Genomic DNA, 14478 nt, shown 5'->3' with positions numbered 1-14478 from the left:
AGCATAGGCGCACGTCCCGGAGCTGAGATTGCGGCGCTGCGAATTGCGAAGTGCGGCCGGACATGGCCATGTCGCGACATGATCCCGGTCCCGACCTCGCCTTTCGCTCACGTCGTCTTTGATCTCGGCGGCTGGCTGAGTGGGCTGGCGCTGAGCGTGGCTCTCTATCGCTGGCGTCTCAGGACGATGGCCGAAAAAGTGGCCGGTCGCGTCGGCGGCGGCTACTTCGTCGCCCTGGCGCTGGGCGCCTTGCCGGGGGCGTGGGTGGCGGGTTCGCTGAACACCCTGCGCGGCCCGCAGCCCTCGTTGTCTCACAGCGTCGTCGGCGCCTTGGTCGGCGCGATCGTCGCGGTGGAAATCTACAAGGCGCTGAAAGGCGTGAAGCGCTCGACGGGCGGTGTCTTCGCCGGGCCTTTCGCATTGGGCGTGGTTGTGGGGCGACTGGGCTGCTTCTTCGCCGGGACCGCCGACGGCACCTACGGCGCACCGACACGGCTGCCCTGGGGCGTGGACCTCGGCGACCATGTCTCGCGCCACCCGGTGCAACTGTATGAGAGCCTGTCGATGGCGCTCTTTCTGGTGGCCTATCTCGGCGGTCTGGCCGTGCGGGCGGACTGGGCGATGCGACGCGGCTTCTACGCCCTGTGCATGGTCTATGGCGCGCAACGCTTCGCCTGGGAGTTTCTGAAGCCCTATCCCAAGTTGATCGGGCCGTTTAATCTCTTCCATCTGTTGTGCGCGGGGCTGGTCGCTTATGGATGGATCTATGACAGGCGCGAGCGGCGCCGCGAGCGTGCGCAAGTCGGCGCCGTATCTGTTCCTGGGGCAGACCACCAGCCTGTGTGAGGACTGCCTGGCGCTGATCCCGGCCAAGATCATAGCCGAGGACAACGACGTCTTCCTGCTGAAGCGTTGCCGCGAGCATGGCGTGCAGAAGACGCTGATCGCCGACGATCTTTCCTACTGGAAATCGCAGCAGGATTGGCTGAAGCCCGGCGACAGACCGCTGAACGTCCAAACCCGCACGGACCATGGCTGCCCCTATGACTGCGGCCTGTGTCCCGACCACGAGCAGCATTCGTGCCTGGCGATCATCGAGGTCAACGAGGCTTGTAACCTGTCGTGCCCGGTCTGCTTCGCCGACTCGTCGGTCAAGCGCGAGGGCCATCGTCCGTTGGCCGAGATCGAGCGGATGCTGGATATTCTGGTGGACTCCGAGGGCGAGCCCGACCTGGTGCAGATCTCGGGCGGGGAGCCCACCCTGCACCCGCAGTTCTTCGAGATCCTGGAAGCGGCTCGCCGACGGCCGATCCGTCACCTGATGATCAACACCAACGGCCTGCGCATCGCCCGCGAGCCGGGCTTCGCCGAGCGACTGGCGACCTTCATGCCGCGCTTCGAGGTCTATCTGCAGTTCGATAGTCTGAAGCGCGAACCGCTGATGGTCTTGCGCGGCGCGGACTTGACCCGCGTGCGACAGGAAGCGCTGGAGGCATTGGAACGCAACAACATCTCAACCACCCTGGTCGTGACCCTGAAAAAGGGCCTCAATGACGAGGAGATCCCGGACATCGTGCGCCATGCTCTGACCTGGCGCTGCGTGCGGGGCGTGACCTTTCAGCCGATCCAGGACGCCGGTCGCAACGAGGGCTTCGACCCGCGACGCGATCGCATCGTACTCACCCAGATTCGGCGAAGGATCGCCGAGGCGGGGGTGTTTGCTCTGGAGGATCTGATCCCGCTGCCCTGTAATCCGGACCAGATCTGCATCGGCTATGGCCTGCGCAACGGGGCCGACGTCATGCCTGTGACGGCCATGCTGCCGCGGGAACTGTTCGTCGCCGCCGCGCCCAACACCGTGACCTTCGAGGCCTATCCGGAACTGCGGCGCGGGATCTTCGATCTGATGTCGCTGTCGACGGCGCAGGCCGACACCTCCGAGAAGCTGGCCAGCCTGCTGTGCTGCCTGCCCGAGGCGGCGGTTCCAAAGGAACTGAGCTATGAGAACACGTTCCGCGTGGTGATCTCGCAATTCCTGGATCGCTACAATTTCGATCTCGGCACGGTGAAGCGCTCGTGCGTCCACTTTGTCGAGCCGGATGGGCGGATCATTCCGTTCGACACCTACAACACCTTCTATCGCCCCGGCGCGCCGGGGAACGGGGCGCTGCGGCGCGGTCGCGGGGAGATCGTCGGATGACGAACGAGGAGGGCGGCGCACGCCTTGTCACCAAGATGTTCGGCGCGCTGCTGATGGTGGTAGGCGGACTGATGATAGGCCTGTGCGGTCTGTGCAGCGCGGTTTTCCTGATCTCCATGGCGGGCAGCGACCCTGGCGGTGTGGGCGGCATGGGGATCGTGGCTCTGATCTTCGGCGGTATTCCAATCGCTGCCGGCGTCGGTCTCTTTATTGCGGGCCGCAAGCTCTGGCGCGGTTCTCAATCCCCCTCTTCACCGAGGGAATGAGCCAGGCAGGGCCTGCGCCAGCCGTGCGACGGCGGTTCGCGACTTGGTTCGGCGAGCGCCGACGATGTCCGCCAGGGCCTCGTCCAAGGCGGGGTAGATAAACCGGAAGCCGCTGGCCAGGGCCGCCGCGGGGATCACTTTCTGGCCTTCCAGCAGCAGTTCGTCGGCGAAGGCGCCCAGGGCCAGCCGCAGGGGCGCGGCCGGGGCCGACAGGACGGCGGGGCGATGCAGGGCGCCGCCAAGCGCCCGAGCGAAGGCCAGATTGCGCTCCGGCTCCGGCGCCGTGCCGTTGACCGCGCCCTTCAGGCCCGGCGTGGCGACGGCATGGGCGATCAGGCGCACCAGGTCGTCCAGGTGGATCCAGCTCATCCAGTGCCGCCCGGCCCCGAACGGCCCGCCCAGGCCGAATTCGAACGGGGTCAGCATCCGGGACAGGGCGCCGCCCTCGATCGCCAGGACGATGCCGATCCGCAGCCGCACGACGCGCACGCCCAGGGCCTCGGCGGCCTCGGCGGCGGTCTCCCACCGGGCGCAGACCGTCCGCGAAAAGCAGTCGCGGCCTCTGGCCGTCTCGTCCAGGGTTTCGTCGCCCCATAGACCGTACCAGCCGATGGCCGAGCCGTTGACCAGCACCTTGGGCCGCTGGCGCAGCCGGCCGATGAGGGCCACGACCGCCCGGGTGGTCTCCACGCGGGAGTCGATGATCTGGCGGCGCTTGGCCGGGGTCCACAGCCCCTCGGCGATCGGTTCGCCGGCCAGATTGACGACGGCGTCGATGCGGGTTTCGTCCGGCAGCTGATCCAGGTCGGTGACGATCCGGATCGGGGCGGGCAGAACGGCGGCGTTGGCGCGGGCCCGGGTCAGGACCGTCACGTCGTGGCCGGCGCCGACCAGGGCCGCGACGAGACGGCGGCCGATCAGGCCGGTGGCGCCGGTGATCAGCACCGCCTGGCGCGGCGGCAGGGCCGCGACCAGCGGGACGGGATCGGACGCTACGATCCGGTTGGTCCGTCCGGCCGCCGCCAGGTCGCGCAGACCGAAGACGACGACCCCGGCCGCCGCGAGGGCGCACAGCCCGCTCCAAACGCCGTGGAAGGTGAGGGTCACCGTGGTGGGCAGCGTGGTCCAGCCGGCCAGCAGCGGGACGACCAGGGCCAGCACCACGCCGTAGTTCAGGGTCAGCAGGGTGTGGGTCACGCGTTCACTGGCCGGCAGCTTGCGCGTGCGATCCTCCTCGACGAAGTCCCACAGGGTGACGACCAGCTCCGCCAGCATCAAGACGATCAGCGCCGCGGCCGCCAAGCCCTGAGGCCGGCTCCAACCCAAGGCCAGGAACATCACCGCATAGGCCAGGTTGCGCACTCCGTGCAGGCGCAGCTCGCCAGCCTGCGACGGCCGCCAAGCCAGGCGCTCGGTCAGCTCGTGGTGATAGAGGGTGTCGAAGCCGCCCATCGCCACCTGGATGAAGACCAGGGTCCAGATCAGGTCGGTCATGGCCGATGTCCTTCAATGTCGTCGGGGCGCGGCGCCGGGCGTTCGCGGAACAGCCCGACCTGGCGAAGCAGCTCGCCCAGCAGCGGGTGGCGCAGGTCCAGGACGAAGGCGAAGCCGCCATCGTCCCGATCGATGTGGCTGATGGTCAGCGCGCCGGGCTCCAGCCAGGCGGGCAGGCGCAGGCGAATGGCGCCGAGGGCCAGGAAGTAGTGGCGGCTGTGGAAGTGCAGGGCGGTTTCATCGGCGCTGACCGCCAGGGCGATCCCGAAGCCGCCGCCGAGATACTCCTCGAGGCCCGTCGGTCCGGCGAAGCGTTTGCTGCTGTGAATCACCTGCGGGAAGCCGTGGGCGCGGTTGTACATCCGCGTCCAGAACTGGCCGCCGGCGTCGCCATCCTCGGTCACGGTCACGACCGCCGCCGCGCCCAGATCGTCGTTCAGGGGCAGGGGGGCGCCGATCAGCCGGCACAGCTGCGCCAGGACGTGGCCCGCCATGTTGCGCCGGCTCTCGGTGATCTGGCCCGCATAGGTCACGGCCATGCCGGGGCGCAGGCGTTTGCTGAACCGTTCGCGTACGGCCGGCGGCAGGCTGTTCCAGCCCGCCTCGCCCAGCAGGACGCGGAAGCGAAGGTCATGCAGGTCGGCGGGCTTGGCGGCTGCGGAGTCGAGGGCGCGGCTGCGCGGAGGCGGGTGGAGCCTTTCAGTCGTCAACATCGCCAAATCCCCTTCTCCTGTCCGACCTGTTATTTCTGTCTGGAGAGAAATTATCGGTCAAATTTTTTACGACGTCTTGTCCGTCTTGCCACGGCCCAGGCCCAGCAGGCCCACGACCTTCGTACCCATCTTGATCAGCGACATCAGGGTGGACGGCGGCACGGTCAGCATCTGGCCGTACCAGCCGTCGATCGTGGTGACGAAGCCGTGCATCTCTTTCAGCCGCTTGCGCGCCACCGGGCTCAGGGTGGGGTCGTCTTCGGCCGCCGCCAGGACGGGCCCCATCGCCTCGACCATCGGGTCGATCTCGCGTTCCTTGCGACCCTGGGCGATGCGGGTCAGCATCTGCCAGAGATCGGCCTCGGCCTCATAGTGGTCGCGCCGGTCGCCCAGCAGCGGCACGCGGCGGATCAGCTTCCAGCCGATCAGCTCGCGGATGCTGTTGGAGACATTCGAGCGGGCCATGCCCAGGCTGTCGGCGATGTCCTCGGCGGTCATCGGCCGGTCGGCCAGGTAGAGCAGGGCGTGGATCTGGGCCACCGAGCGGTTGACCCCCCACTGCCCGCCCATGTCGCCCCAGCGTAGCACGAACTGCTCGACCGCGACGGGGAGGCGTTTCGCGTTGTCTGCTGTTTCTGTCATGACAGAAATCTACGACCGTGGCGGAATGGAGTCAATGTGCGGACCGAAGTTGGCGAGCCGCTTGAGATCAGCGGTCGGCAATCACGACGAAAGGATCGGGCGACGCTTTTCGCGAGCGAGCAGAATGCGCTCAGGTCATCCAGTACCGACCGCCGCGCGCCGCCAGGCCGTTACGGACCAAGCGCCAAAATCCGGCGGCTAGCTTCGAGAGCATGATCGCGACACCTTGCGGAGGCTTCAGGATGCGTGGCGGGGAGGGCGGGCGCAAACCTTGGCCTTGTTGTGGGCGCCGATGGCGCGTGAGCGGCGCGCGATGCGGCGCCGGCGTGACGAGAGGCCTGCTTTTTCGGCAGTTCGGGTTCCGGCGGGCGCAGGAACGGTGCGATTTCGGTATTACGATTGCGGCAACTCGTAATATGTCGAACGCTTCCTCGGCGAACTTCAAGGGAGCCGCCGATGAGTGTCCTGTTCACCCGCAAGCGTTTCATGGCGGCCATGGTCGCGTCCTGTCTGGCCCTGGCCTCGTGCGGACCCAAGACCGCCGAAAAGGCGCCCGCCGCGCCGGCCGCCGCGGCCAAGACCAGCTACAAGATCGGCTGGACGATCTATGCCGGATGGATGCCCTGGGCCTACGCCCAGCAGTCTGGAATCGTGAAGAAGTGGGCCGACAAGTACGGCGTCGACATCCAGCTGGTGCAGATCAACGACTACGTCGAATCCCTGAACCAGTTCTCGGCCGGCAAGCTGGACGGCGTCACCGCCACCAATATGGACGCCCTGACCGTCCCGGCCGCCGCCGGCAAGGACACCACCGTCCTGATGATCGGCGACTATTCCAACGGCAATGACGGCGTCATCCTGAAGAACGGCGCGAGCCTGGCGGACATCAAGGGCCGGCCGGTCAACCTGGTCGAGCTGTCGGTTTCCCACTACCTGCTGGCCCGCGCGCTGGAAAAGGCCGGGCTGAAGATGGCCGACATCAAGACGGTCAACACCTCCGACGCCGACATCGTCGCCGCCTATGGCGCGGCCGACACCAAGGCCCTGGTGACCTGGAACCCGCAACTGTCGGAAGTGAAGAAGGCGCACGGCGCGACCGAGGTGTTCGACAGCTCCAAGATCCCGGGCGAGATCCTCGACGGCCTGATGGTCAGCACCGAGGCCCTGAAGGCCAATCCCAACCTCGGCAAGGCCCTGACCGGCATCTGGTACGAGACCCTGGCCCTGACCGTCGCCCAGACCCCCGAAGGCAAGGCGGCGCGCGAGGCGATGGCCAAGCTGTCGGGCTCGGACCTGGCCAGCTTCGAGAGCCAGCTGAAGACCACATATCTCTACGCCGATCCCAAGGCCGCCCTGGCGGCGACGGTCAGCCCGGACCTGGTCACGGCCAACGACCGCGTCCGCAAGTTCAGCTTCAGCATGGGCCTGTTCGGCCAAGGCGCGAAGTCGGTGGACGACATCGGCATCAGCTTCCCGGGCGGCAAGACCCTGGGCGATCCGGCCAATGTGAAGCTACGCTTCGATACGACCTATGTTCAGCAGGCCGCCGACGGCAAGCTGTAGCTTGATGACGCCGCCCCGCCATTCCGGCGGGGCGGCCAGCCCTCCAGTTCCGGGACCTTCGTACGTCATGCGCCGCTTGCTGAACGTCAGACCAAGAGGCGGCCTGCGCGTGCTGCTGGGCCTGCTGCCGCTGCTGGCGGTGGCGCTGGTCTATCTGATGGCCTCGCAGGCCCGCCACGCCGAGAACTCGCGTGACAAGCTACTGCCCACGCCGACCGCCATGGTCGAGGCCGTGCAACTGATGGCCAAGGTCGATCCGCTGACCGGCGACGCGCCCCTGGTGGTCGATACGGTCGCCAGCCTCCGGCGGCTCGGGATCGCCCTGGTGATCGCCACCGGCACGACCCTGGTGCTGGGGCTGGGGCTGGGGCTCCTGCCGCTCTTGAGCGCCAAGTTCGGACCCTTGGTGGCGGCCATCGCCGTGGTGCCGCCGATCGCGGTGCTGCCGATCCTGTTCATCGTCTTCGGCCTGGGCGAAACCGCCAAGATCGCCCTGATCGTCATCGGCATCACCCCGGTGATGGTCCGCGACCTGGCCGCCCACGTGGCCGCCATTCCCGAGGAGCAGCTGGTCAAGGCCCAGACCCTGGGCTCGAGCACCTGGCAGCTGGCCGTCCGCGTGGCCCTGCCACAGGCCATGCCTCGGCTGATCGACAGCCTGCGCCTGTCGCTGTGCCCGGCCTGGGTCTATCTGATCTCGGCCGAGGCGATCGCCGCCGATGTCGGCCTGGGTTACCGGATCTTCCTGGTCCGCCGCTACATGTCGATGGACATCATCCTGCCCTACGTCGTCTGGATCTCGATCCTGGCCGTGGCGATGGACGTGGCCCTGAAGGTGGCCAGCCGCCGCGCCTATCCCTGGGCCCACCCAGCGAGAGGGCGTTGAGATGGACTTGCTGACCTTCCGCAACGTGTGGGTGGAGTACGGCGACAAGGTCGTGCTCGAGAACGTCGACCTGTCGATCAAGCAGGGCAGCTTCGTCTCGATCGTCGGGCCGTCCGGCGCGGGCAAGAGCACCTTCCTGCGCCTGGCCCTGGGCCAGGAGGCGCCGAGCAAGGGCGCGATCGACCTGGACGGCCGCAAGTTGCGCGCCGAACCGGGGCCCAACCGGGGCGTGGTGTTCCAGAAGTACTCTGTGTTCCCGCACCTGAACGCCCGCGACAACGTGGTGTTCGGTCTCGACTGCGAAGGCTCGCCATTGCTGGGGCGGCTGTCGGGCGCTCGGCGCCGCGCGGCGGCCGAGCAGGCCGACCGGATGCTGGCCGCCGTCGGCCTCGGCGACAGCGGTGACGTCTACCCGGCCCAGATGTCCGGCGGCATGCAGCAGCGCCTGGCCATCGCTCAGGCCCTGATCAAGAAGCCCCGCATCTTGTTGCTGGACGAGCCGTTCGGCGCCCTGGACCCCGGCGTGCGCCTCGACATGCACGAGCTGATCACGGGCCTTTGGCGCGAACACGGCCTGACCATCATGATGGTCACCCACGACATCAAGGAAGCCTTCAAGCTGGGCACCCGTGTCCTGGCCTTCGACAAGCGCCGCCGCGACCCGCAGGCGCCGCATCGCTACGGCTCGACGGCGGTCTACGACTTTCCATTGGACAAGCCCGGCGCGGTGGGGCCGGAGGCGCTGGCGGGGCTAGGCGGATAGAAAGGCGTGGGATCATCACGCCTCTATCCCCGTGGTTTGAAAACCAATGGCCCACGATTCCAATACTTTGTGCGAAAACGCACGTTTCCCGTCCTCCCCTCTTCGGACCGACCGCATAATGCTTCCACCTGAAGGCACGGGGAGGGCGCACGTACGGCGACCGATGCGGCCTTCGGGGGTGGTCGAGCGGGAAGCGCTCGTCGAGGTCTTGAGTGACGGCTTTCGCGGCGATCCAGGTCAGGTTCCCTGAACATCGGGACGAAGCCCTAGCGGTGAAGGTTTCGACGAACGCGCCAGGCGTGGGCTGAAATCGCCCATGCGGTCCGGAGCAAGCCAAGGCTCCGCCCGCCGGAGGCCTCTGTCGGAGCGGGTTAAAACCCCGCGATCCGAAGGCTTCCGTCAGAAGGCCGCGCGGAGCGCTCGTCTTCGTCGAAACGGTACTCAAATCTGCAAATCATCCGGGCGAGGCCCGGGCGCTTCGCACCCTCCCCATCCCATCGCGGCCTTCGGACGCGTGAGCGAGAAACCGTGTCCGAAGACCTAAGCCAGCGAGGCGATATAGGCCCGCCAGCCGCCCAGCGCGGTGATGTCGGTCGCGCCGTTCAGCGCGCGAGGTTCGGCCACGAAACCCTTCACCGAGGTCCCGTCTTCCAGAGTGACGGTGCCGATGGCCAAGGGCGCGGGCACCTCGGCGGTGAAGCTGCCGAAGGCCTCGAAATCTAGCTCATAGACCTCGACCAGGATCGACGATCCGCCGTCTCCGACATGGATCAGGGCCGGCTTCGGCGGAGTGGTCTCGGCCATGGCATAGAGCTTGTAGGCCGGGGCGGTCTTGGTCGCCGCGACCAGCCGGGCCTCGCGCGAGGTCAGCTGCCAGTGCAGCGGCATGCCGGCCAGGTGAGCGCCGACCACGGCCAGCTTCACGCCGGGCTTGCGCGGGGTCAGGTCGAGCGGGGGCGTGTCGGCCATGGGGAAGGTCTCCAGATAGCGCTCGGCCAGGGCCAGCAGCGCGCGGTCGGCGAAGGCCGGTCCGATCAGGGTGACGCCGAAGCCCGTGCCGTTCTCGCGGAAGCCGGCCGGGACGGCGAGGGCGCTCATGTCGAGCAGGTTCACGAAGTTGGTGTAGAGGCCGAGGTTGGCGTTCAGCGCGATCGGCTCGGCCAGCACTTCCTTCAGGCGATAGATGGTCGGGGCCGTGGGCAGCAGCATCACATCGACCGCCTCCCAGATCGGTTCGGCCGCGCGGCGATAGGCTTCCAGGGCATAGAGGCCCTTGAAGGTCTCGACGCCGGTGACCGCCAAACCACCCTGGACGATGGCGCGCACGGTCGGATGGATCGCGCCGGGCTTGTCGCGCAGCAGATCTTCCACGGCGGCGGTGCGCTCGGCCACCCAGGGGCCGCTGTAGAGCAGCTTGGCGCAGTCCAGCAGCGGCGCGATGTCGATCTCGACGAGGGTTCCGCCAGCGGCCGTCATGTGCTCGATGGCGGCGGCGTAGAGCGCGGCCGACTGCTCGTCGCCCATGAACAGACGCTGGTCGGGACGGGGCGCGCCAAAGCGGAAGGCGCCGGTCGGCGCGGTCGGCGGTGAGGCCGGCGCGGCCCGAGAATAGTCGTCCTCGGCGTCGAAGCCGGTCAGCACGTCGTCGACCAGAGCCGCGCCGGCCAGATCGGCGGCGAACACGCTGATGCAGTCCAGCGAGCGGCACGCCGGAACCAGGCCGCGCGTGCTCCAGCGTCCTTTCGAGGGCTTGAGGCCGATCAGGTGATTGAAGGCGGCCGGCACACGGCCCGATCCGGCCGTGTCGGTGCCCAGCGCGAATGCCACCAGACCCGCCGCCACCGCCACGGCCGAGCCGGAGCTGGAGCCTCCGCTGACATAGTCCTGATCGAACACGCACAGCGGCGCCCCATAGGGGCTGCGAACACCGACCAGGCCGGTGGCGAACTGGTCGAGATTGGTCTTGCCGATCAGGACGGCGCCGGCCTCGACCAGGCGCTCGACCACGGTCGCCGAGCGTTCGGGCGTATAGGCGAAGGCGGGGCAGGCGGCGCTGGTCGGCAATCCGGCGACGTCGATATTGTCCTTCACCGCGAACGGAACGCCGGCCAGGGGCAGGGGCTCGCCGGCGGCGATCCTTATGTCGACGGCGCGGGCCTGGGCCAGGACGGCTTCGGCGGGAACGCGCAGGATCCAGGTCTGGGGCTGGATCAGGTCGTAGGCGGCGACCGCGTCGAGCGCGGCCTGAGCGACCTCGACCGCGCTGACTCCGCCGTTGACCGCCTTGGCGATCATCGTAACCGACAGGCGCTGGAAATCGCTCATGCGGCGGCTTCAAGATCTGGTGCGATCGCCACGATCGGCGCGCCCGCGGCGATAGCCTGGCCGGGCTGGGCGTAGACGACGGTGACGACGCCGGCCGTCGGGCTGTTGACGTCGCACTCGGCCTTCATCGCTTCGATCACGGCGATCACCGCGCCGGCCGCGACCCGGTGGCCGGGCTCGACCAGCACCTTCCAGACGCTGCCGCCCAGCGGAGCTTCGATCAGGTCGCTCCCGTCGGGCGCCACGAGGGCGACGGCCTCGCTGACGTCGTCGGCGACGCTGGACAAGGCCTCGACCCGGGCGAACTCGCCCTTGGCTTCCCAGTCGGCGCGCTCGGCGTCGAAGGCGGCTTGCCGCGTGGCCTGGAAGGCGTCGATGCTGTCGGCGTTGTCGGCCAGCATCTTGCGATAGTCCGAGAGACGGAAGGTCTCTTCCTCGATGCGGATCTGGCGACGACCCAGCGGGAAGTCGCGGCGCCACTCGACCAGTTCGTCGGCGCTGACGGGGAAGAAGCGGATCTGGTCGAAGAACCTCAAGAGCCACGGCTTGCCGTCGGTGAAGGCCTCGGTCTGCCGCCAGGTGTTCCAGACCTGGATGGTGCGCCCGAACAGCTGGTAGCCGCCCGGTCCCTCCATGCCGTAGATGCACATGTAGGCCCCGCCGATGCCGACCACGTTGGGCGGCGTCCAGGTGCGGGCGGGATTGTACTTGGTGGTCACAAGCCTGTGGCGCGGATCGACCGGGGTGGCGACCGGCGCGCCCAGATAGACGTCGCCCAGGCCCATCACCAGATAGCGGGCGTCGAAGACGATGCGCTGGACGTCGTCGATGCTCTCCAGTCCGTTGACCCGGCGGATGAATTCGATGTTGTCCGGGCACCAGGGGGCGTCGTCGCGGACCGCCTGCATGTACTTGTCGATGGTCTGGTAGATCGCGGGATCCTTCCAGCTCAGCGGCAGGTGGACCACGCGCGACGGGATCTCGAAATCGTCCAACCCGCCCAGCCGTTCCTCGGCCGCGACGAGCGCGGCGAGCAGGTCGGCCTGGCTCAGGCGGCGGCTGTCATAGTGGACCTGCAGCGAGCGGATGCCCGGGGTCAGGTCGATGACGCCGGCAAGGGCCAGACCCTGGAGCTCCAGCAGCAGGGCGTGGATGCGCAGACGCAGTTCCAGGTCCAGCACGATGGGGCCGTATTCGACCAGCAGATGCTGATCGCCTTGGCGGCGATAGAGGACGCGGGGGCGGTGGCCTTCCTCGGGCAGCTCGGCCAGGATCGGGCTGTCGCCCTGGGGCGGCCGCACGCTGGTCGGCTCGGGCGGCGCGACCAGGTGGGCGATGAGGACTTCCTGCTCATCCAGGGCCAGGGCCGCCGCGGCGTCGTCGACGACGTCGAAGCGCACGGTGTCGCCCGGCGCCAGTTGCCCGGCCTTCCAGAGGTCGGCCTGGATGATCACGAACGGACAGACGAAGCCGCCCAGCGAGGGCCCGTCGGGCCCCAGGATGATCGGCATGTCGCCGGTGAAGTCGACCGCGCCGATGGCGTAGGCGTTGTCGTGGATGTTGGACGGGTGCAGGCCGGCCTCGCCGCCATCGCGCCGCGCCCATTCGGGCTTGGGGCCGACCAGACGCACGCCGGTGCGGTTGGAATTGTAGTGCACCTTCCAATCCGTCCCGCCGATCATCGCGACGTCGGCCGGCGTGAAGAAGTCTGGCGCGCCGTGAGGGCCCGGCAGAACGCGAATGGTCCAGGCCTTGGTCGTGGCGGGTCGCAGAGTTTTGTCGAGCGGCGCGGAGGGTTGCGCGGTCTCTCCGTTCATCAGGCGCAGCACGTCGCCTGCCGTCAGGTTGCGCCCGGCATGGCCGCCGAAACCGCCCAAGGTGAAGGTCGAGCGGCTACCCAGATAGGCCGGCACGTCCAGTCCGCCCTGGAACAGCAGATAGCCCCGCAGGCCCGCGCCGACCACGCGGCCGATCTTCAAGGTCTGGCCGGCGGCGACCGTGATGGGCGCGTAGGCCTCGACAGCAACCCCATCGAGCTTGGCGTCGAAGGCCGCGCCGGTCAGGCAGACCACGGCGGCCCGGTTGAACTTCAGGGTTGGACCGAGGGCCGTGATCTCCAGCCCAGCGGCGTCCTCGCCGTTGCCCAGCAGGCGGTTGCCCAGCCGGAAGGCCAGGGCGTCCATCGGCCCCGACGGCGGCACGCCGACATCCCAGTAGCCCTGGCGACCGGGCCAGTCCTGGACCGTGGTCGCGGGCCCGCCGCTCAGCACCTGGATGGTGTCGGGCGTCCAGCTGACAGTCTCCAGGGCGCGGGTTGAAACCTTGCCGGTGACGAAGGGCTGGCTGCGCACCACGGTGCGCAGCCAGTCGAGATTGGTCTCGATCCCGGCCAGGCGGCTGTCGTCCAACGCCGCCTGCATCGCAGTGACCGCCGCCGGACGGTCGGCCGCCGTGACGATCAGCTTGGCGAGCAGGGGGTCGTAGAAGGCGCTGACCTCGGTCCCGTCGACCACCCAGCCATCGGCGCGGACATCGGTCGGGAACAAGACCTGGGTCAACACGCCGGAGCTGGGGCGATAGTCCTGGGCCGGATCCTCGGCATAGAGCCGCACCTGGATCGACGCGCCCTTGGGCTCGGGCGGCGGGACATCGAGGAAGGCGAAGTCGCCGGCCGCGCCGCGCACCATCCACTCGACCAGATCCACGCCCGTCACCTGCTCGGTGACGCCGTGCTCGACCTGCAGGCGGGTGTTGACCTCCAGGAAGAAGAAGTCGTCGCGATCGGCGTCGTAGAGGAACTCCACCGTGCCGGCCGAGCGGTAGTGGGCCGCCGAGGCCAGACGCGTGGCGGCGTCCAGCAGCGCCGCCCGCGTCGCGGCGGGCAGGCCGGGGGCGGGGGTCTCCTCGACCACCTTCTGATTGCGGCGCTGGAGGGAGCAGTCGCGCTCGCCCAGGGCCACCACCTTGCCGGCGCCGTCGCCGAACACCTGCACCTCGACGTGGCGGGCCTGACGCACATAGCGCTCCAGGAAGACGCCGCCGTCGCTGAAATTGCCGGTCGCCAGCCGCTGGACGGCCGCGAAGGCCTCGGCCACGGCTTCGGCGCTCTCGCACACCCGCATGCCGATACCGCCGCCGCCGGCCGTCGCCTTGAGGATCACCGGGAATCCGATGCGCTCGGCCGCTTCCAGGGCGGCGGCGGGATCGACCAGCAAGTCGGTGCCGGGCGCCAGCGGCACGCCGTGGGCCTGGGCCAGGTCACGCGCGGTGTGCTTGAGGCCAAAGGCGCGGATGTTGTCGGCGGTCGGGCCGATGAAGGCGACGCCGGCCGCTTCACAAGTCTCGGCGAAACCCGCGTTTTCGCTGAGGAAACCATAGCCCGGATGAATCGCCTGAGCCCCCGTCGCCCCGGCCGCCGCCAGGATCAGGTCGCCGCGCAGATAGCTTTCGGCGGCCGAAGCCGGGCCGATGCGCACGGCCTCGTCGGCCAGGCTGACGTGCAGCGAGCCCGCGTCGGCGTCGCTGAACACCGCCACGGACTTCACGCCCATGGCCTTGAGCGTGCGGATGATCCGGCAGGCGATGGCGCCGCGGTTGGCGATCAGGACCTTATCGAACATGGCGGT

Annotated in this window: 11 protein-coding genes; 6 read left to right on the top strand and 5 right to left on the bottom strand. The window is 68.4% G+C overall.

The window, feature by feature from the left end; all coding sequences use genetic code 11:
- The first annotated feature begins 78 nt into the window (after positions 1–78).
- Genes ASC70_RS15910 through ASC70_RS15900 form a run of 3 tightly spaced genes read left to right on the top strand, consistent with a single transcriptional unit; the run spans position 79 to position 2466 of the window.
- Positions 79–846, top strand: a complete 768-nt coding sequence (locus ASC70_RS15910) for a prolipoprotein diacylglyceryl transferase family protein (protein ID WP_056051706.1) — start codon at positions 79–81, stop codon at positions 844–846.
- Positions 767–2200 carry a radical SAM protein gene (locus ASC70_RS15905; RefSeq protein WP_235519421.1) on the top strand — a complete coding sequence of 478 codons (1434 nt, stop codon included), beginning with the start codon at positions 767–769 and terminating at the stop codon, positions 2198–2200. The genes ASC70_RS15910 and ASC70_RS15905 overlap by 80 nt, the downstream gene beginning before the upstream one ends.
- Positions 2197–2466: a hypothetical protein gene (locus tag ASC70_RS15900; protein WP_056051701.1), complete on the top strand. Its 270-nt coding sequence runs from the start codon at positions 2197–2199 to the stop codon at positions 2464–2466. The genes ASC70_RS15905 and ASC70_RS15900 overlap by 4 nt, the downstream gene beginning before the upstream one ends.
- Here the strand turns inward: ASC70_RS15900 and ASC70_RS15895 are convergent.
- The 3 genes from ASC70_RS15895 to ASC70_RS15885 all read right to left on the bottom strand — a co-directional run bounded on the left by ASC70_RS15895 (position 2452) and on the right by ASC70_RS15885 (position 5315).
- Complete coding sequence (locus ASC70_RS15895; RefSeq protein WP_056051699.1) at positions 2452–3960, bottom strand: TIGR01777 family oxidoreductase; 1509 nt, start codon at positions 3958–3960, stop codon at positions 2452–2454. The genes ASC70_RS15900 and ASC70_RS15895 overlap by 15 nt on opposite strands.
- Positions 3957–4673, bottom strand: a complete 717-nt coding sequence (locus ASC70_RS15890) for a DUF4166 domain-containing protein (protein WP_082539748.1) — start codon at positions 4671–4673, stop codon at positions 3957–3959. The genes ASC70_RS15895 and ASC70_RS15890 overlap by 4 nt, the downstream gene beginning before the upstream one ends.
- 66 nt (positions 4674–4739) lie before the next feature.
- Positions 4740–5315, bottom strand: coding sequence for a GbsR/MarR family transcriptional regulator (locus tag ASC70_RS15885; RefSeq protein ID WP_056051698.1), 576 nt, complete (start codon positions 5313–5315; stop codon positions 4740–4742).
- Between the two features lie 456 nt (positions 5316–5771).
- On the opposite strand from ASC70_RS15885, the gene ASC70_RS15880 reads away from it, so the two are divergent.
- From ASC70_RS15880 to ASC70_RS15870, 3 genes are all read left to right on the top strand, one after another.
- A complete protein-coding gene (locus tag ASC70_RS15880; protein ID WP_056051696.1) occupies positions 5772–6878 on the top strand; it encodes a putative urea ABC transporter substrate-binding protein in 1107 nt (368 codons plus the stop codon).
- Positions 6879–6945: 67 nt separating this feature from the next.
- Positions 6946–7764 carry an ABC transporter permease gene (locus ASC70_RS15875; protein WP_056051694.1) on the top strand — a complete coding sequence of 273 codons (819 nt, stop codon included), beginning with the start codon at positions 6946–6948 and terminating at the stop codon, positions 7762–7764.
- A gap of 1 nt (position 7765) precedes the next feature.
- Positions 7766–8527 (top strand): ATP-binding cassette domain-containing protein, encoded by a 762-nt coding sequence (locus ASC70_RS15870; protein WP_056051691.1) that lies wholly within the window; start codon positions 7766–7768, stop codon positions 8525–8527.
- 540 nt (positions 8528–9067) lie between these two features.
- On the opposite strand, the gene atzF is transcribed toward ASC70_RS15870, so the two are convergent.
- Together atzF and uca are read right to left on the bottom strand one after the other, a co-directional pair.
- The gene (atzF, locus tag ASC70_RS15865) at positions 9068–10852 is read right to left on the bottom strand and encodes an allophanate hydrolase (RefSeq protein ID WP_056051690.1); all 1785 of its coding nucleotides are present in this window, start codon (positions 10850–10852) and stop codon (positions 9068–9070) included.
- A complete protein-coding gene (uca, locus tag ASC70_RS15860; protein ID WP_056051687.1) occupies positions 10849–14472 on the bottom strand; it encodes an urea carboxylase in 3624 nt (1207 codons plus the stop codon). The genes atzF and uca overlap by 4 nt, the downstream gene beginning before the upstream one ends.
- Positions 14473–14478 lie beyond the last annotated feature (6 nt).

The sequence above is a fragment of the Caulobacter sp. Root343 genome (assembly GCF_001425745.1).
Lineage (GTDB): Bacteria > Pseudomonadota > Alphaproteobacteria > Caulobacterales > Caulobacteraceae > Caulobacter.
This window is presented reverse-complemented; position numbering and strand designations above follow the sequence as displayed.